Genomic DNA, 18,363 nt, shown 5'->3' with positions numbered 1-18,363 from the left:
ATTAGATCTTCGAGACAGCATGTCATCCATCGTCCTGGATAACCTCACCAAACAGTACGGCAACGCCGCCGCGATCCACGGAGTGAGCTTTACGGTTCCCGCCGGCAGCTTCACGGTCCTGCTGGGACCGTCGGGCTGCGGAAAATCCACCACCTTGCGCATGATTGCCGGACTGGACACGCCGACCTCCGGCACCATACGCATCGGCGACCGCGACGTCACCCAGCTGCCGCCCGCCAAACGGCGCATCTCGATGGTGTTCCAGTCGTACGCCCTGTTTCCGCACTTGTCCGTACGCGAGAACATCCTGTTCGGGCTCAAGGTGCGCAAGGAGCCGGCGCGCGATTACGACCGCCGCCTGCAGCGCGTGGCGGGCCTGCTGGGCCTGAATCACCTGCTTGACCGCAAGCCCTCGCAGTTGTCGGGCGGACAGCAACAGCGCGTGGCGCTGGGCCGCGCCGTGATTTCCGAAGCGCCGGTCTGCCTGATGGACGAGCCGCTGTCCAACCTGGACGCGCAGCTGCGCCATGAAATGCGCCGCGAAATCCGCGCGTTGCAGCAGGACCTGGGCATCACCATGGTCTACGTGACGCACGACCAGACCGAAGCGATGAGCATGGCCGACCAGGTGGTGCTGCTGCGTGGTGGCAAGATCGAGCAGCACGACACGCCTGACGGCCTGTATGCGCGTCCCGCCACCGAATTCGCCGCGCGCTTCATCGGCACGCCTCCCATGAATCTGATCGGCCTGGCCCCTGCGCAGGGCGCCATGGTCATCGCGGGCACGCAAAGCCCCGCCATCTCTGGTGCCCCCACAGGCGCCGTGAAACTGGGCGTGCGCCCCGAACACATCCGTATCGACGCCAACGGCATTCCCGCCACCGTGGAAAGCGTGGAGTACTTCGGCGCCGATTCCATTCTGGTGTGCCGCGTCGGCGACACCCGCGGCGTGGCCGTGCGCGTGGGCGGCCATCTGCGCGCCAGCGTGGGCGAAACACTGGGACTGTCCTGGCAAGACAGCCAGCAGCACTTCTTTGCCGCCGACACGGCGGTCATCAACTCCGCCGGCCGCTAGGGCCCGTACACAGGAAAGGAAACCAACATGCGTCGTACCGTACTGAAAACCCTGGCCGCCAGCCTGGCCGCCGCCTGCCTGTCGCTGCCCGCGCAGGCGCAGAATAAGCCCGTCGAAGTGGAGTTCTACTACCCCGTTGCGGTCGGCGGCCCGATCACCAAGATCGTCGACGACATGGTGGCGGATTTCCACAAGGAAAATCCGGACATCAAGATCAAGCCGATCTACGCCGGCTCCTACCAGGACTCCATCGCCAAGGCGCTGACCGCGCTCAAGGGCGGCACGCCGCCGCAGCTGGCGGTGCTGCTGTCCACCGACATGTTCACGCTGATCGACGAGGACGCCATCGTTCCGATCGACAGCCTGGCCAAGAGCGACGCCGATAAGAAGTGGCTGGGCGGCTTCTATGACGCCTTCATGCAGAACAGCCGTACCGGCGGCCACACCTGGGGCGTGCCGTTCCAGCGTTCGACCATCGTCATGTACTACAACAAAGACCTGTTCAAGGCCGCCGGGCTGGATCCCGAACGCGCGCCGGCGACCTGGGCCGAACTGGTCGACTATGGCAAGAAGCTGACCAAGCAGGATGCTTCCGGCAACACGACGCAATGGGGCATCGAGATTCCGTCGGGCGGCGCGTTCGCCTATTGGCTGTTCCAGGCGCTGACCACTCCGAACGGCGCGATCCTGATGAACGAAGCCGGCAACGAGGTCTACCTGGACAAGCCGGCCGTGGTGGAAGCCGCGCAGTTCTGGCGCGACCTGTCCGCCAAACACAAGATCATGCCGACCGGCACCATCGATTGGGGCACCACGCCCAAGGACTTCCTGGAAAAGAAGGCCGCCATCGTCTGGACCACGACCGGCAACCTGACCAACATCCGCAAGAACGCCGACTTCCCCTTCGGCGTGGCAATGATGCCGCAGCAAAAGCGCGGCGGCAGCCCCACCGGCGGCGGCAACTTCTACATCTTCAAGAGCGGCACGCCGGCGCAGCAGCAGGCCGCGCTGAAGTTCGCGCAATGGGTCACCACGCCCGAGCGCGCCGCGGACTGGAGCATCGCCACCGGTTACGTGGCCGTGACCCCGGCCGCCTGGCAGACCGAAAAGATGAAGAAGTACGCGCAGGAAGTACCGGCCGCCGCGGTCGCGCGCGACCAGCTGGAAGTCAGCGTGGCGGAGTTCTCCACGCATGAAAACCAGCGCGTCACCAAGACCCTGAACGACGCCCTGCAAGCCGCCCTGACCGGTTCCAAGACGCCGCAGCAGGCCCTGACCGACGCGCAACGCGAGGCCGATCGCATACTGCGTCCCTACAAGTAAACAGGCCGTAAGCACGATGAGCCGCTCTTTAAACGCGCTTTATGGCTGGCTGCTGTTGCTGCCAGCCATCGTGCTGCTCGCCGCCTTCACGCATTACCCGGCGGTGGCGACGCTATGGCACAGCTTTTTCTCCACCCCCAAGGGCGCGCGCCCCGCGCGCTTCGTGGGGCTGGACAACTACGCCGTCATGCGCGATGACCCGGTGTTCTGGCAATCGCTATGGAACAACCTGTGGTTCGCGCTGGGCACCATCCCCACCTCGATCGGCATCGCGTTGATCATGGCGCTATGGGTGAATCGCAACCTGCGCGGACGCGGTTTCCTGCGCATGGCCTATTTCACGCCCACGGTGCTGCCCATGGTGGCGGTGGCCAATATCTGGCTGTTCTTCTACACGCCGCAGTACGGGCTGATTGCGCAGGTGATGCAGCTGTTCGGCTCGCCCGGCCCCAACTGGCTGGGCAACCGCGAGACCGCATTGCCCGCGCTGATGCTGGTGACGGTCTGGAAGGAAGCCGGCTTCTTCATGATCTTCTACCTGGCTGCGCTGCAGACGGTATCGCCGTCGCTACGCGAGGCCGCGATGCTCGAGGGCGCATCGCGCTGGCAGTATTTCCGCCGCATCCTGTGGCCGCTGCTGATGCCCACCACGCTCTTTGTGCTGATCAACGCCCTGATCAACGCATTCCGGCTGGTGGACCATGTGGTGGTCATGACGCGGGGCGGGCCCGATAACGCCAGCACGCTGCTGCTGTACTACATCTACCAGGTGGGTTTCAGTTTCTGGGACACGGCTTACGCCGCCACGCTGACCGTCGTGTTGCTGGTGGTGCTGGCGCTGACCGCGCTGATCAAGTTCCGCTGGCTGGACCGCAGGACGCACTATCAATGAAAGACAAGCTCGATACCCTGGGCGCCTGGGCGCTCGGTCTCTTGTGGATCCTGCCCCTGGCTTATGCCATGTGGGCGGCGTTCCATCCGCCCGCCTATGCGACCCGCTTCGACCTGTTCGCGCCGCTGACGCTGGACAACTTCGTGCGCGCCTGGCACGCGGCGCCGTTCCCGCGCTATTTCCTCAACACCTTCCTGCTGGTCACCATGGTGCTGGCGGCGCAACTGGTGCTGTCGACCCTGGCCGGCTACGCCTTCGCGCGCTTCGAGTTCCGCGGCCGCGACTTCGTCTTCATGCTGGTGCTGCTGCAGCTGATGATCATGCCGGACGTGCTGCTGGTGGAAAACTACCGCTCCATGAGCCAACTGGGCATCCGCGACACGGTGTTCGCCATCGGCCTGCCGTACTTTGCGTCGGCCTTCGGCATCTTCCTGCTGCGCCAGACCTTCAAGACGGTGCCGCGCGAACTGGAAGAGGCCGCCCGCATGGAAGGCGCCAACGCCCTGCAGGTCCTGTGGAAGGTGTATGTACCGCTCGCCAAGCCGATATACGTGGCCTACGGGCTGGTGTCGGTCAGCCACCATTGGAACAACTTCCTGTGGCCGCTGATCATCACCAATTCGGTCGAATCGCGGCCGTTGACGGTGGGGCTGCAGGTGTTCTCGTCGACCGACCAGGGCATCGACTGGTCGGTCATCACCGCGGCCACGCTGATGTCGGCCGCGCCGCTCCTGATCGCCTTCCTGCTGTTCCAGCGCCAGTTTGTGCAGTCGTTTATGCGCGCAGGCATCCGCTAGAACGCACGGACGGGATCGGCCCAAATGAATACTGCCCCTTCCGGGGCAGTATTTTTTTGAAATGAGCCCTGGTTGCTCAGTAGCCTACGGTCAGCCCAGGCAGATCCACGGTAATGCGCGGGCGCTCCAGCGCCAGCGCCAGGTGCTCCGCGAACTCGCGGGCTTCCTTTTCGTCGGAGGAGAGGGTCTCGTAGCCCAGGGCATCGGCCACGCCCAGCACCTTGTCCAGCAGCAGGACCTTGCCGCTGGGACGCAACGGCTCGCAACCCAGCGTTTCCCAGGCGCTGTCGAACCAGTCGCGCGCGTCGCTCTGGCGCTGCGGCGAGGGCTCGACGCTGGCCGAGAGGTCGAGCGAACGGCGGGAGTCGAAAACGATGGTGATATCGCTGCGCATGTTGTGATTCCTTGGGGGTGGCGTCAGCCGAGTAGGGTAGGCAAAAAACACCGGGCAGATTGTCCGCCCGGCGACATTGGGCTCGCCGGCTTACCAGCCGCGCGACACCTCCCAGGTGACTTCAGCGTTTGCCGCCAAGGACTGGCGCATCATGTCCAGCAGGGGGAAGGCGCGTTCCTTCAGGCCCACCATGCGGGCCATGGGCGATGCCGGGGCCTTGTCGTCGTCTTCTTCCTCGGTGCCGTCATGGGCGGTCTGGTAGTCCTCGATCGCGCGTTCGATGCCGCTGATGGCCGGCCCCAGTTGCTCGACGGTGAAAACGCCGCGTTCCGGGATCTTGTCCTTGAACGACTTGCCCGCCGCCTGCAGCAACGCGCCAGCATGGTCGGTCAGCATCAGAACCTCGGCCACGACCTTGGAATGAAAGGTGATCAGCATATTCCAGTCTCCCACATTGATTACTTACATACACTACCGCAACACCCGGGGGCTGCCAACTGGCCTGGGGAACCGGGTCCGACAGCCGTCATGATCCGTCCCCAAGACCAGCCGGCGCCGGGCGTCGGGCTTGGGTCCGGGCCGGATCAAAGGCCAAATCAAGCTATCATTCAGGAGATTCCCGTGACAGCGGGGCCTGACTCGGCCATGAATCCGCGGCCATGAATCCGGCACGCGCGGTCCGCCCGGCCATGCCGCCCCCTGTCCGCTCCGCCCGACAGGCTTGACCTGTGCGGGCGCGTCCGTCACTAACTCAGAACTTCTCCAGACGCCCATGCTCCTCGAGCAACAAAAACAGCTTATCTCCCTGATCCAGGCCGCCGTCGCGCAAAGCCTGCCCGATGCCCAGGCCGATACGGCCCGGGCCAACGTGCTTCTGGAGCGCCCCAAGGTCGCCGCCCACGGCGACGTCGCCACCAACGTGGCCATGCAACTGGCCAAGCCCGCCCGCCGCAACCCGCGTGAACTGGCCCAGGCCATCGTCGACGCCTTGATGGCGCAGCCTGGCGCCGTCGACCTCATCGAGGCCGCCGAGATCGCCGGCCCTGGCTTCATCAATCTGCGCATCACCCCCGCCGCGCGCCAGGCCGTCATCGCCGCCGTGGCCGAGCAGGGCGCCGCTTTCGGCCGCTCGCCGCGCAACGGCGAGAAGATCCTGGTCGAGTTCGTGTCGGCCAATCCCACCGGCCCGCTGCACGTGGGCCACGCCCGCCAGGCTGCGCTTGGGGACGCCATCTGCCGCCTGTACGACGCCATCGGCTGGGACGTCACGCGCGAGTTCTATTACAACGACGCCGGCAACCAGATCCAGAACCTGGCCATCAGCGTGCAAGCCCGCGCCCGCGGCCTGACGACCGATTCCCCCGACTGGCCCGCCGACGGTTACAAGGGCGATTACATCGCCGATATCGCGCGCGATTTCCAAGCCCGCGCGACCATCCAGTCCGACGGCGTGGCCGTCACCGCCACGGGCGATGTCGACAACCTCGAAGACATCCGCGTCTTCGCCGTGGCCTATCTGCGCCGCGAGCAGGATCTGGACCTGCAGGCCTTCGGCCTGGCGTTCGACAATTACTACCTGGAAAGCTCGCTCTACACCTCCGGCCGGGTCGAAGCGACCGTCAAGGCGCTGATCGCCGGCGGCCATACCTACGAGGAAGGCGGCGCCCTGTGGCTGCGCACCACCGAACTGGGCACGGGCGACGACAAAGATCGCGTCATGAGGAAGAGCGAAGGCGGCTACACCTACTTCGTGCCTGACGTGGCCTATCACAAGGCCAAATGGGAACGGGGCTTTCACCGCGCCGTGAACATCCAGGGCAGCGACCACCACGGCACCGTGGCGCGCGTGCGCGCCGGCCTGCAGGCGCTGGAAGAGGGTATTCCCAAGGACTACCCCGCCTACGTGCTGCACAAAATGGTCAAAGTCATGCGGGGCGGCGAAGAGGTCAAGATCTCCAAGCGCGCCGGCAGCTATGTGACCATGCGCGACCTGATCGACTGGGTGGGCCGCGACGCGGTGCGCTACTTCCTGATCCAGCGCCGCGCCGACACGGAATTCGTGTTCGACGTGGACCTGGCACTGTCCAAGAGCGACGAGAACCCCGTCTATTACATCCAGTATGCGCACGCCCGCATCTGCTCGGTGGTGAACAACGCCGCCATGCCGGCCGCCGACGTGGCCCAGGCCGATGCCGCGCTGCTGACCGCGCCGACCGAATTCGCGCTGATGCAGCGCCTGGCCGAATTCCCCAGCGTCGTGGCGCTGGCGGCGCAGGATCTGTCGCCGCACCATATCGCGTTCTGGCTGCGCGACTGCGCCTCGGATTTCCATGCCTGGTACAACGCTGAACGCGTGCTGGTCGACGACACGGCCCTGAAGCTGGCCCGTCTGCGCCTGGCCTCGACCACGCGCCAGGTGCTGGCCAACGGCCTGGAACTGTTGGGCGTGTCCGCGCCCGAGCGGATGTAACATCGGTTCATGGCAACCAAGCGCAAAACCACCCGCCGGTCCTCCGGCGAAAGCGGCAGCACCCTGTACGGCGCGCTGGCCGGCTTGCTCCTCGGCCTCATCGTGGCCGCCGTCGTCGCCTTCTACGTCACCAAGGCTCCCGTGCCATTCGTCGACCGGGCCAGCCGCCAGGGCGACAACGGCAAGCTGCCCGACCCGCGCCAGGCGCCGGACCCCAATGCCGGCTTGTACGGCCGCGATGGCGCCGCCGGCGTCCCGTCCACCGGCCCGACCGCCACCGCGCCCGCGCCGCTGCCGGGTGCAGGCACCGGCCCGGCCACGGGTCCCACCGTCTCCAAGGGTGATGACACGCCCGCCAAACTGGACGACCTGGGCGCGCTGATCGCTACCCTGCCCAGCACCAGGGCGCCTGCCGTGGCCTCCGCGCCGCCTGCCGCCGCGCCCAGCCAGGCGCCCACGCCGATATCCAAGTCCGCCCCCGCCGCGGCGCCCGCGCCTGCCCCCAAGCCGGCGGCCACCGCGTCCGCGGCCAACGGCACGTACTACCTGCAGGCCGGCGCGTTCCGGGGCGAAAACGATGCGGAATCCCTCAAGGCCCGCATCATCCTGCTGGGCCTGCCGGTGGCCGTGCAAAAGGCCGAAGTGAACGGCAAGCCCATCAACCGGGTCAGGGTGGGGCCGTTTGCGCGCCTGGACGACATGAATCGCGCCCGCGGCCGCCTGGGCGAAAACAAGATCGAGACCGCCGTGGTGCGCCAGTAATGCGCGCCGCCACGGACACGAGCATTGAACTTATCCGGCCCTGGGTCGGTCTGTAACTTTTTACTCAGGAACCTCTCATCCATGCTGTCCCCCAAGATAATCCGCATCCTGGCCGCGGCCGCGCTGACCGCCACGGCATTCTTCAGCCCGGCAAGCCACGCGCAAGGCGCGCAGCAATTCGTGCCCATCAATCCGCCCCTGCCGTCGGATACCCCGGGCAAGATCGAGGTCCTGGAATTCTTTGCCTACACCTGCCCGCACTGCGCCGCCATGGAACCCATGGTTGAGGACTGGGCCAAGACCGCGCCCCCGGACGTGGTGCTCAAGCAAGTGCCGATCGCCTTCAACGCCGGCATGAAGCCGCTGCAGCAGCTCTACTACACCCTGCTGGCCCTGGACCGCCCCGACCTGCACGCCAAGGTGTTCACCGCCATCCACGGCGAGCACAAGCGCCTGTTCGACAAGAAGGCTATGGGCGAATGGATCGCGACCCAGGGCGTGGACCGCGAGAAATTCGACTCGGTCTTCGACTCGTTCAGCGTGCAGACGCAGGTACAGCGCGCCAACCAGCTGGCCGATGCCTACCGCATCGACGGCACCCCGTCGTTTGCCGTCGGCGGCAAGTTCATGACCTCGCCGGTCATGGCCGGCAACAGCTACGAGGGCGCGCTCAAGGAAGTGAGCCGCCTGATCCCGATGGCGCGCAACTGACACGCTGCAACCGGAATCCGCAACGCCCCGAGCCGCCAGGCCGGGGCGTTTTTATTTGGAGCCCCGGCCAGGGCCCGCGCTACACTTTCCCCACAACAAATCGCCGCGACAGCGGCACACAATGGGTGGAAGACAAATGAAGCAGCGATTCCCGCGCAGCCGCGCGATGCTGAGCCTGTGCCTGGCCGTGGCCGCCAGCCTGGCCCAAGCCAATGAAGCCGATGGCGTGAAGATCGGCGTACTCACGGACATGGCCGGCGTCACCGCCGACGCCACGGGCAAGGGTTCTGTCGAAGCCGCCCGCCTGGCCATCGAGGAAATGGGCGGCACCCTGCTGGGCAAGCCCATTTCCCTGGTCTCTGGCGATCACCAGCACCGGCCCGACATCGGCAGCGGCATGGCCCGCAAGTGGTACGACACCGACGGCGTGGACGTGATCGTGGACGTGCCCAACTCGTCGGTCGCGCTGGCGGTGCAGGGTATCGCGCGCGAAAAGAAAAAGATCGTGCTGTTCTCCAGCCCCGGCACCACGGCGCTGACCCAGGCCCAGTGCTCGCCCTATGGCGTGCAATGGACCTACACCACGTACGCGCTATCGCGCGGCACGGCGACGGCAGTAGTCAACGAGGGCAATAAGCGCTGGTTCATCCTGGCCTCCGACTATGCTTTCGGCAAGCAATTGGCAGCCGACACCGAAACCGTGGTCAAGGCCAATGGCGGCGAGGTCGTCGGCACCGTCTTCCATCCCCTGAACGCATCCGACTTCGCGTCCTTCCTGCTGCAGGCGCAAGCCTCCAAGGCGCAGATCATCGCCATCGCCAATGCGGGCGGCGACACGATTTCGGCCATCAAGCAGGCGGCGGAATTCGGCATCGGCGGCGCACAGCAGCTGGCCGCCATGCTGCTGCTGATCACCGACGTGCACAGCCTGGGCCTGTCGGCTGCGCAGAAGACCTACCTGACCGTTCCATCCTACTGGGACATGAACGACGGAACGCGCGCCTTCGCCAAGAAATTCGAGGCCCGCGTGGGGCGTCCGCCGACCTTTCTGCAGGCCGGCGTCTACGGCTCGGTGCGCCATTATCTGCAAGCCGTAAAGGCCGCCGGTACGGTGGACGCCGATGCCGTCATGGCAAAGATGAAGTCGCTGCCCATCGACGACCCCTTCAGCCTGAATGCGCGCATCCGCGAAGACGGCCTGGTGGTGCGCGACATGATGCTGGCGCAGGTGAAGACGCCGGAGCAGTCCAAGGCGCCCTGGGATTACTACAACATCGTACGCAACATTCCCGGCGCCACGCTGGCCTGGCCCTTGTCGGAAAGCCAATGCCCGCTGGTCAAGCCATGACGCAGCCGGTGACGCTGGCCGACTTCGGCAGCTTCTACGCGGGAGGCCGGCAGGTGCGCATCGGCGGCCTCCCGGTGCGCGACATCGCGTTCACGCAAAGCGCCTCGCTCGCCTATGACCCGAACGGCCTGTATCACTTCGAGCAGGCCTACGTGCAGTACTTCATCCCCGCCCGGCTGGCGCATCCGCTGCCCATCGTGCTGCTGCATGGCGGCGGCATGACGGGCGCAATGTGGGAGCAGACCCCCGACGGCCGGCCCGGCTGGATGCAGCATTTCTTGCGCCAGGGGCATGCGGTGTACGTGGTCGACAACGTCGAGCGCGGCCGCGCGGGCTGGGCTCCTTTCAAGGAAGTCTGGCCCGAGCCGCCCATCATCCGCAATGCCGAGGAAAGCTGGACGCTGTTCCGCTTCGGGCGCGCCGAAGACTACGCGGCGCGCCATCCCTTTGCGGGCCTGCGCTTTCCGGTCGATGCGTTCGACAGCTTCATCCGCCTTGCGGTGCCACGCTGGTTGGGCAACAACGATGCTGCATTACGGGGATTCTGCGCGGTGCTGGAACGCGTGGGACCATGCCTGGTAATGGCGCACAGCCACGGTGGCGAGGTCGCCTATCGCGCGCTGCAGGCACGGCCCGACCTGGTGCGCGGCGTCATCGGCATCGAGCCGTCGGGCTTCTCGTCCGAGGTGGCGGCTGGCGCCGTGGCCGACAAGCCCTTCCTGTTTGTCTATGGCGACTACCTGGACGCAACGCCGCTTTGGGAGAAGCTGTGCGCCACCGGCCAAGCCTATGCAGACGAGCTGGCGCGGCAGGGCGCGCGCGTGGAAACATGGCGTCTGGCGGACATGGGCATTGCCGGCAATTCGCACATGCCCATGATGGACGACAACAGCGACGATATCGCCGCCCGCATCGGCGCCTGGATACGCGGCGCGGCGGCCTGAGCGCGCCGCGCCGGGCGGATGCTCAGCCCTGGACGGCCGCGGCCTTCTCCAGCGCCTGCGTCAGGTCCGCGATGATGTCGTCCGGGGATTCCAGGCCGATGTGCAGGCGCACCAGGGCGTTGTCGCCTTCGCCCCAGTAGCGGTGCTTGGCCAGGTCCTTGCCCGACACCAGCTGCACCAGGCTTTCGTAGCCGCCCCAGGAAAAGCCGATGCCGAACAGGGTCAGCGAATCCACGAACACGCGCGCGGCCGCCGGCGACAAGCGCAGTTCGACCGACAGCATGCCATTGGAGCCGGTGCAATCGCGCTGCCACAACGCGTGGCCCGGATCCTGCGGCCAGGCCGGATGGAACAAGCGCACCGTCTCGGGGCGGCCTTTGAAGAATTCGCACACCTGCATGGCATGGCGCGCGTGCTGCGCCATGCGGATGGGCATGGTACGCACGCCGCGCAAGGCCAGCCAAGCGTCGTCCGCGCTGATGGAATAGCCCATGGCGTACTGCGTGCGATTGAGCTTGCGGGCGACCTGTTCGTCATTGGTGACGACGGCGCCCAGCATCAGGTCGGAGTGCCCGCCCACGTACTTGGTGCCGGCGATGACGGACACCTGCGCGCCCAGCGTCAGCGGTCGGTAGATGTAACCCGAACCCCAGGTATTGTCGGTCGCCAGCACCAGGCCGTGGCTCTGCGCGAAGGCCGCCATGGCGCCCATGTCCAGCATCTCGAACAGCAGGGATCCCGGCGATTCCACGTACAGCAGCTTGGTATTCGGACGCACCAGTTCTTCGAGGTCTTCGCCGGCCGCGAAATAGGTGATCTCGATGTTCATGCGCTTGAGCACCGCGTCGTCCAGCTCGCGCATCGGGCCGTATACGCAGTCCGAAATCAATGCGTGGTCGCCAGCCGAGCAAAGGGCCAGCATGACCATGGTCATGGCCGACAGGCCCGAGGGCGCCAGATAGCAATGCGTGCCGCCTTCGAGCTGGGTAAAGACCTGCTCCAGCGCGGCATGCGTGTCCATGCCCATGCGCCCGTAGGTAGAGGCGCGTCCGCCTGCCGCCTTGCTGCGCTGGGCCTTTTCGAGCGCGGCAAGGTTCTCGAAGCGCACGGTGCTGGCGCGCATGGGCGGCAGAGGCACCGGCGCCGTGCCGGTTTCGGGATTGAACGGGGCGGTGCCTGCGTGCTGCAGAAGCGTATCGATGTGTTTGCTTGGCATCTTCAGAGGACTGCTTGCGAATGGACAGGAGCGGGATAGAAGCGATCAGGGTGAACCATATCAGGCCGGGCGCGGCCTGTCCTTACTCGCCGACCCAGGTAACGGTCTCGGACTGCGGCGCCCGGCTGGTGCGGTAGCTATTGGCAGGGTGCTCGGTGTCCGCATAACCAAAGGAAATGCCGCAGACCACGCGGCGATCGGCCGCAATGCCGAGTTCCTCGCGCAGGACTTCCGGGTACATGGCCAGCGACGCCTGGGCGATGGTGGCCACGCCGTTGGCCTGGGCCGCCAGGAGGAAATTGGCCACATAGCCGCCGCAATCCATGGCGCCGTACTCACCCAGCGCCTCGTCGGTGGTGACGATGGCCACGTGCGGCGCGTCAAACAGCTGGAAATTGCGCATTTCCTGGCGGCGGTATGCCTCGCGGTCGCCGCGCGCCACACCGACCGCGCCGTAAAGCTGAAACCCCGACTCACGCCGGCGGGCCAGGTATTCGCCCTGGTATTCGCGTGGAAACGGGAAATCCGGAGTGAAGCCGGACTGTTGCGCCCGGCGCTGCAACGCACCGCGCAAGCGTTCCGTGCCCGCGCCTTCGGTGATCGTTACGTGCCAGGGCTGGCAATTGCACCAGGACGCGGCGCGCTGCGCCAGCGCCAGGATGCGTTCGATGGTGCCGCGCGCAACCGGCTCGGGCAGGAAGGCGCGGCAACTGTGGCGCGCATGCAGCCACGCTTCGAGCGCGGCATCGGGGCGCGCGTCGCCGTCTTGCTGGGGTTCCGGGGATCGCGGCATGGCGGTGGGGGGCATGGCGGTTGTCTCTCCTGGTCGGTTCGCAGGCGCCTCGTCCCGGGACGCATGCGCATGCATGATGGGCACGTCTTTGCCTTTATGATGCCACTTTCGGCCTCCCCAGGGCGGCCGAACCGTTCCAGGCGAACCCTCATGCTGCCCATCGATACCCTGATCGCATTCTTCGGCATTGCCGTGCTGCTGGCCCTGACTCCGGGGCCGGACAACCTGTTCGTACTGATGCAGTCCGCCATCTGGGGCCGCAAGGCCGGCATGTTCGTGGTGCTGGGGCTGTGCACGGGGCTGCTGGGACACACAGCCGCGGTGGCAGTCGGATTGGCCGCCGTGTTCGCGGCTTCGCCCATGGCCTTCACCGTGCTCAAGCTGGCCGGAGCCGCGTATCTGGCTTATCTGGCCTGGCAGATCCTGCGCGCACCGGTCGGCGCCGAGGACGGCAAGCGCCCCGAACCCATGAAGCCCGGCGCGCTGTACCGCCGCGGCATCGTCATGAACCTGACCAATCCGAAGGTGCTGCTGTTCTTCTTCGCCTTCCTGCCGCAGTTCACCTCTCCGGCGCTGGGGCCAGTGGGCCTGCAGACCATGCAGCTGGGCGCGGTATTCATGGTGTCCACGCTGCTGGTGTTCGGCGCCATCGCATTCTTTTCGGGCGCGTTCGGCGAACTGCTGCAACGCTCGGTGACGGCAAAGCGCTGGCTGAACCGGATCGCCGCGCTGGTATTCGTCGGCCTGGCCGTGCGGCTGGCAACGGCCTCGCGCTAAGGCTTGCGCTAAGGCTTGGCGCTGGGGTTTGGCGTATGGCGGCGGCCCAGGCGCCGCCTTGCCTTCCGGCCGCCTGGCGGACTCAGACCGCCGAAAACCGCACGATGCCATCCGCGCCTTGCGCGCGCTTGAGCTTGCCTTCGAAGTACAGGGCATGCAGGTGCGCCAGCGCCTCGCCCATGGCAAAGGTCAGCTGGTGCAGGTCCAGCTTGCGCTTGAACAGCACCGGCACGATGTCCGTGGTCGATTGCGGCTGGACCGCACAGGCCTCCAGCACTTCCGCCAGGCGGTCGCGGTGGTGTTCATGCTGTTGCGCGATGCGCTCATGCAGGCCCTTGAAAGGCCGGCCGTGCGAAGGCAGCACCAGCGTGTCTTCGGGCAGGTCGGCATAGCCGTCCAGCGAACGCAGGTACAAAGGCAGGGGATTCGCGTCCGGCTCGTAGTCGAACACGCTGACGTTGGTGGAGATGCGCGGCAGCACCATGTCGCCCGAGATCAGCACGCGCAGGTCGGGAGAAAACATCGAGGCATGCTCGGGCGCGTGTCCATAGCCCACGATCACACGCCAGTCGCGCCCGCCTATGCGCACCGCGTCGCCGTGCAGGATGCGCGTGTACCGCGCAGGCATGGCCGGCACCAGGTTGGGGTAATAGTTGGCGCGCTGGCGGATCTGTTCCTGCGCGTCCGGGTCGGTCAAGCCATGGCGCGCGAAGTGGTCCACCGCCGACTGGCCGCCGGGACCGGCGCCGCCTTCGCCGCGCCGCGAAGACCACAGCGAGGCCACCATGAAGTCCGTCATCGTCATCCACAGGCGAGCATCCCAGCGTTCGCACAGCCAATGCGCCAGGCCCACGTGATCCGGGTGCATGTGGGTGACAATCACGCGCAGCACCGGCAGGCCTTCCAGCTCGTTCTCGAACACCGCTTCCCACAGCGTCTTCACTTCGTCGCGCGTGATGCCGCAGTCGACGATGGTCCAGCCCTCGCGGCCGTCGATGTTGTCGCGCAGCAGCCAGAGGTTGATATGATCCAGCGCGAACGGCAGAGGCATCCTGATCCATTTGACCCCTTCCGCCACCACGTGCGAACGGCCGGCTTCAGGCTGGAAATCGGCCCAGGGGTACTGCAGTTTCTGCTCGTTGGGGTTCATTGCCTCTTCTCCACGCTTGACGATCGGGTCAAGTCATCATAATTTACGTTTACGTAAACTGCCACACGTCGCATGTCCCCGTCAACCTGGACCATCTCTGAACTCTCACGCGAGTTCGACGTCACGCCCCGCACGATCCGCTTCTACGAAGACCAAGGGATCGTCAGCCCGGCGCGCGAAGGACGCAACCGCATCTTCGGGCCGCGCGACCGCACGCGCCTGAAGCTGGCTTTGCGCGGCAAGCGCCTGGGCCTGCAGTTGTCCGAGATCCTGACCTTGATCGACATGTATGACGGCCCGGGCGATACCGAGGTCCAGCTGCGCCAATACCTGACCGTGCTGGAACAGCACCGCGCGACCTTGGAACAACAGCGCCGCGATATCGAGGATACCCTGCGCGAGATCGCGCAGCAGGAACAGCAATGCCGCGAGCTGCTCGCGCAAAAGCCTTAAGCACGCCGACATGGGCGTTTTGCAGACCCTCGCGCTGTTCATCCTGACGGCGCTGGCCGAAATCGTCGGCTGCTATCTGCCTTATCTGTGGTTGCGCAAGGGCCATTCCATCTGGCTGCTCGCCCCCGCCGCGGCCAGCCTGGCGCTGTTCGCCTGGCTGCTCACGCTGCACCCCACGGCTTCGGGCCGCGTGTATGCGGCGTACGGCGGCGTCTACATAGGAATGGCGCTGCTGTGGCTATGGGCCGTGGACGGCGTGCGGCCCAGCATGAGCGACTGGCTGGGCGTAGGCCTGTGCCTCGCCGGGATGCTGGTGATCATGTTCGGGCCGCGCAGCGGGTAGGGGGAGCCCCCACGCCGCGCCCGCTGCGCGGGCTAGCTGCCCCCCAAGGGGGCGCTTTTTGCCTTGGGGCGGCCCGGCGGCAAATAGGGCCCCCACGCCGCGCCCGCTGCGCGGGCTAGCTGCCCCCCAAGGGGGCGCTTTTTGCCTTGGGGCGGCCCGGCGGCAAATAGGGCCCCCACGCCGCGCGGGCTAGCTGCCCCCCAAGGGGGCGTTTTTTGCCTTGGGGCGGCCCGGCGGCAAAAAAGGGCCCCCACGCCGCGCCCGCTGCGCGGGCTAGCTGCCCCCCGAGGGGGCGCTTTTTGCCTTGGGGCGGCCCGGCGGCAAAAAGGGCCCCCACGCCGCCCCCGCTGCGCGGGCTAGCTGCCCCCCAAGGGGGCGCTTTTTGCCTTGGGGCGGCCCGGCGGCAAAAAGGGCCCCCACGCCGCCCCCGCTGCGCGGGCTAGCTGCCCCCCAAGGGGGCGCTTTTTGCCTTGGGGCGGCCCGGCGGCAAAAAGGGCCCCCACGCCGCCCCCGCTGCGCGGGCTAGCTGCCCCCCGAGGGGGCGTTTTTTGCCTTGGGGCGGCCCGGCGGCAAAAAGGGCCCCCACGCCGCGCCCGCTGCGCGGGCTAGCTGCTTTTTTAGCGCCGGGGGACAGGCTTATTCGGCCTTGATGTTCCCTTCCTTGATGATCCGCGCGTTGTTCGCGAATTCGGCCTGCACCTGCTTGGCGAAGGCTTCGCCCGTGGCCGTGCCCGGCTGCAGGTAGGACTTGGCCAGCAGGTCCTGGAACTCAGCGCTGGCGACTGCCTTGGCCAGCGCGGCCTGCAGGGGCTGGGCGACCGTGGCGGGCAGCTTGGCGGGCGCGAACACGCCGAAGTTCGAGTAATACTGCGCCTGCGGCATCTTCAGCTCGGCCATGGTGGGTGTGTCGGGCCAGGCGGCCAGGCGTTGCGGCGCCATCACAGCCAGCGGCTTGAGCGCGCCGCTGGCCACGTGCGGCAGCACCACGTCGCTGTTGACCACCAGCAGCTCGACCACGCCGCCCAGGCCGTCGGTCAGCGCCTGGCTGTTGCCGCGGTACGGCACGTGCAGCATCTTGGTGCCGGTTTGCGCCGTCACGGCCGACATGCCGATGTGGGCCACGGTGCCTTGGCCCGGCGTGCCATAGCGCACACCGTCCGGATGGGACTTGGCGTATTCGATCAGGCCGGCGAAGTCTTGCACCGGGAGAGCCTTGGTGGCGACGATGGCGACGGGCGCAACGGCTACGCTGGCCACCGGCGTCAGATCCTTCATCGGGTCGTAGTTGGTCTTGGCCAGATGCGGGAAAATCGTCAGCGGGCTGGTGGAGGCCAGCAGCAAGGTGGTGCCGTCCGGTTGGGCGCGCGCCACGAAGTCCGTGCCCACGGACGCGCCCGCGCCGGGCTTGTTCTCGACGATGACCGTTACGTTGCTTTCCTTGCGCAGGACGTCGCCCAGGCGGCGTCCGATCGCGTCGGCGCTGCCGCCAGCGGTGTAGGGAACGACCAGCGTGACGGGCTTGGCCGGCCAGTCTTGCGCCATGGCGCCGCTGGCCATGATCGCCAAGGCCGCCCCCGCGGCCTTGATCAGCAATGTCTTCTTTTTCATATCGTCCTGGTTATGTTGCGTGGCACTGCGTCGGATAAAACGAGAAACGTGAAGCACATCAGGCCAGGTAGCGTTGCGCCAGGCGTACCCAGTACGACGCGCCAGCCGGAATCAGGGAATCATTGAAGTCATAGCTGGCGTTGTGCAGCATGCAGGGACCCAGGCCGTGGCCCGCCATGCGGTGCTCGCCGTCGCCATTGCCCAGGAACACATAGCAGCCCGGCTTTTCCTGGAGCAGGAAGGCGAAATCCTCCGACGCCATCGCCGGCTCGATGACCTGCGCGCGGTCCTCGCCCACCACCTCGCGCATGACTTCCATGCAGAATTCGGTCTCGGCCACGGTGTTCACCAGCGCCGGATAGCGGCGCTCGAAGAACACGTCCGCTTCGCAGCCATGCGCGGCCGCGATGCTGCCGGCGATTTCGTTCATGCGGCGTTCGATCAGGTCCACCACGGCGGTGCTGTAGGCGCGCACCGAGCCGCCTAGCCAGGCGCTGTTGGGAATGACGTTGATCACGCTGCCGCCAGCCTGCACCTGCGTGATCGACAGCACGGCGGCGTCCAGCGGACGCTTGCTGCGCGTGAGGATGGTCTGCAGCGACTGGCCGATGGCAAACAGCGCCGGCACCGGGTCGTTGCAGTCCTGCGGCGCGGCGGCGTGGCCGCCCTTGCCGCGGACAGTGATCTTGAAGCCGTTGGCGGCGGCCATCATGGGGCCGGCGCAGACGCCGAAGGTCCCGGCGGGCAGTCCTGGCCAGTTGTGCATGCCGAATACCGCTTCACAAGGGAAACGCTCGAACAAGCCGTCCTGGATCATCGCCCGACCGCCCGCGCCGCCTTCCTCGGCTGGCTGGAAGCAGAGATACACCGTGCCGTCGAATCCGCCTTCGGTCTGCAGATGGCGGGCCGCGGCCAGCAACATGGCCGTGTGGCCGTCGTGGCCGCAGCCGTGCATCTTGCCGTCGTGGCGAGAGCGGTGCTCGAACTGGTTTTCTTCCTGCATGGGCAGCGCGTCCATGTCGGCGCGCAGCATGATGGCGCGGTCCGAGTTGCCGCGCTTGATCACGCCGACCACCCCGGTCTTGGCGATGCCGGTGTGCGTCTCGATGCCCCAGCCTTGCAGCGTGTCCGCCACGACCTTGGCCGTGCGGTGCTCTTCATAGCAGAGCTCCGGATGCATGTGGATATCGCGCCGCAGCGCCACAATTTCGTCCAGATTGGATAGTTCGAGCACGGCAGACTCCATCGCAATGATTCAGGATTCAAGGATCGGCTGGCATATTACTCAGCGCAACTCCCTCGGCAGT

19 protein-coding genes are annotated in these 18,363 nt (G+C 66.4%); 12 read left to right on the top strand and 7 right to left on the bottom strand.

Annotated elements, in window-relative coordinates; genetic code table 11:
- Positions 1–19: 19 nt before the first annotated feature.
- From VCS63_RS03670 to VCS63_RS03655, 4 genes are read left to right on the top strand one after another with little or no spacing between them, the layout of a single operon-like run.
- Complete coding sequence (locus VCS63_RS03670; protein ID WP_042795752.1) at positions 20–1,075, top strand: ABC transporter ATP-binding protein; 1,056 nt, start codon at positions 20–22, stop codon at positions 1,073–1,075.
- Positions 1,076–1,102: 27 nt separating this feature from the next.
- A complete protein-coding gene (locus tag VCS63_RS03665; protein ID WP_042795753.1) occupies positions 1,103–2,398 on the top strand; it encodes an ABC transporter substrate-binding protein in 1,296 nt (431 codons plus the stop codon).
- Between the two features lie 16 nt (positions 2,399–2,414).
- The gene (locus VCS63_RS03660; protein ID WP_063639187.1) at positions 2,415–3,290 is read left to right on the top strand and encodes a carbohydrate ABC transporter permease; all 876 of its coding nucleotides are present in this window, start codon (positions 2,415–2,417) and stop codon (positions 3,288–3,290) included.
- A complete protein-coding gene (locus VCS63_RS03655; RefSeq protein WP_042795754.1) occupies positions 3,287–4,087 on the top strand; it encodes a carbohydrate ABC transporter permease in 801 nt (266 codons plus the stop codon). The genes VCS63_RS03660 and VCS63_RS03655 overlap by 4 nt, the downstream gene beginning before the upstream one ends.
- 76 nt (positions 4,088–4,163) lie before the next feature.
- On the opposite strand, the gene VCS63_RS03650 is transcribed toward VCS63_RS03655, so the two are convergent.
- Both VCS63_RS03650 and VCS63_RS03645 read right to left on the bottom strand, forming a co-directional pair.
- A complete protein-coding gene (locus VCS63_RS03650) occupies positions 4,164–4,481 on the bottom strand; it encodes a hypothetical protein (RefSeq protein ID WP_042795755.1) in 318 nt (105 codons plus the stop codon).
- A gap of 90 nt (positions 4,482–4,571) precedes the next feature.
- Entirely contained in the window at positions 4,572–4,919 is a 348-nt protein-coding gene (locus tag VCS63_RS03645; RefSeq protein WP_042795756.1) for a DUF1840 domain-containing protein, read from the bottom strand.
- A 334-nt stretch (positions 4,920–5,253) separates the two neighbouring features.
- On the opposite strand from VCS63_RS03645, the gene argS reads away from it, so the two are divergent.
- From argS to VCS63_RS03620, 5 genes are all read left to right on the top strand, one after another.
- Positions 5,254–6,951 carry an arginine--tRNA ligase gene (argS, locus tag VCS63_RS03640; RefSeq protein ID WP_042795757.1) on the top strand — a complete coding sequence of 566 codons (1,698 nt, stop codon included), beginning with the start codon at positions 5,254–5,256 and terminating at the stop codon, positions 6,949–6,951.
- Positions 6,952–6,960: 9 nt separating this feature from the next.
- Positions 6,961–7,713 carry an SPOR domain-containing protein gene (locus VCS63_RS03635; protein WP_323878467.1) on the top strand — a complete coding sequence of 251 codons (753 nt, stop codon included), beginning with the start codon at positions 6,961–6,963 and terminating at the stop codon, positions 7,711–7,713.
- Positions 7,714–7,794: 81 nt separating this feature from the next.
- Positions 7,795–8,424 (top strand): thiol:disulfide interchange protein DsbA/DsbL, encoded by a 630-nt coding sequence (locus VCS63_RS03630; protein ID WP_042795759.1) that lies wholly within the window; start codon positions 7,795–7,797, stop codon positions 8,422–8,424.
- Positions 8,425–8,560: 136 nt separating this feature from the next.
- On the top strand, positions 8,561–9,772 hold the full coding sequence (locus VCS63_RS03625) for an ABC transporter substrate-binding protein (RefSeq protein ID WP_323878464.1): 1,212 nt from the start codon (positions 8,561–8,563) through the stop codon (positions 9,770–9,772).
- A complete protein-coding gene (locus VCS63_RS03620; RefSeq protein WP_063639185.1) occupies positions 9,751–10,716 on the top strand; it encodes a hypothetical protein in 966 nt (321 codons plus the stop codon). The genes VCS63_RS03625 and VCS63_RS03620 overlap by 22 nt, the downstream gene beginning before the upstream one ends.
- Positions 10,717–10,738: 22 nt before the next feature.
- Here the strand turns inward: VCS63_RS03620 and metC are convergent, their stop codons facing one another.
- On the bottom strand, positions 10,739–11,932 hold the full coding sequence (metC, locus tag VCS63_RS03615; protein ID WP_042795762.1) for a cystathionine beta-lyase: 1,194 nt from the start codon (positions 11,930–11,932) through the stop codon (positions 10,739–10,741).
- An 82-nt stretch (positions 11,933–12,014) separates the two neighbouring features.
- On the bottom strand, positions 12,015–12,740 hold the full coding sequence (locus VCS63_RS03610; RefSeq protein WP_323878463.1) for a nitroreductase: 726 nt from the start codon (positions 12,738–12,740) through the stop codon (positions 12,015–12,017).
- A gap of 135 nt (positions 12,741–12,875) precedes the next feature.
- Between VCS63_RS03610 and VCS63_RS03605 the strand changes: the two genes are divergently transcribed.
- A complete protein-coding gene (locus VCS63_RS03605) occupies positions 12,876–13,502 on the top strand; it encodes a LysE family translocator (protein WP_042795763.1) in 627 nt (208 codons plus the stop codon).
- An 82-nt stretch (positions 13,503–13,584) separates the two neighbouring features.
- Here VCS63_RS03605 and VCS63_RS03600 read toward each other — a convergent pair whose 3' ends face one another.
- On the bottom strand, positions 13,585–14,652 hold the full coding sequence (locus VCS63_RS03600) for an MBL fold metallo-hydrolase (protein WP_149063455.1): 1,068 nt from the start codon (positions 14,650–14,652) through the stop codon (positions 13,585–13,587).
- A gap of 72 nt (positions 14,653–14,724) precedes the next feature.
- On the opposite strand from VCS63_RS03600, the gene VCS63_RS03595 reads away from it, so the two are divergent.
- Both VCS63_RS03595 and VCS63_RS03590 read left to right on the top strand, forming a co-directional pair.
- Positions 14,725–15,105, top strand: coding sequence for a MerR family transcriptional regulator (locus VCS63_RS03595; protein WP_042795765.1), 381 nt, complete (start codon positions 14,725–14,727; stop codon positions 15,103–15,105).
- A gap of 10 nt (positions 15,106–15,115) precedes the next feature.
- Entirely contained in the window at positions 15,116–15,448 is a 333-nt protein-coding gene (locus tag VCS63_RS03590; RefSeq protein ID WP_174564781.1) for a YnfA family protein, read from the top strand.
- Between the two features lie 636 nt (positions 15,449–16,084).
- On the opposite strand, the gene VCS63_RS03585 is transcribed toward VCS63_RS03590, so the two are convergent.
- The gene (locus VCS63_RS03585) at positions 16,085–17,056 is read right to left on the bottom strand and encodes a tripartite tricarboxylate transporter substrate binding protein (protein WP_323878456.1); all 972 of its coding nucleotides are present in this window, start codon (positions 17,054–17,056) and stop codon (positions 16,085–16,087) included.
- Between the two features lie 58 nt (positions 17,057–17,114).
- Complete coding sequence (locus VCS63_RS03580) at positions 17,115–18,290, bottom strand: M20 aminoacylase family protein (RefSeq protein ID WP_042797463.1); 1,176 nt, start codon at positions 18,288–18,290, stop codon at positions 17,115–17,117.
- Positions 18,291–18,363 lie beyond the last annotated feature (73 nt).

Source organism: Achromobacter sp. D10 (genome assembly GCF_035282245.1).
Taxonomy (GTDB): domain Bacteria; phylum Pseudomonadota; class Gammaproteobacteria; order Burkholderiales; family Burkholderiaceae_B; genus Achromobacter; species Achromobacter insolitus.
The sequence above is the reverse complement of the archived record's forward strand: the minus strand, read 5'-3'. Positions and strand labels throughout refer to the sequence as shown.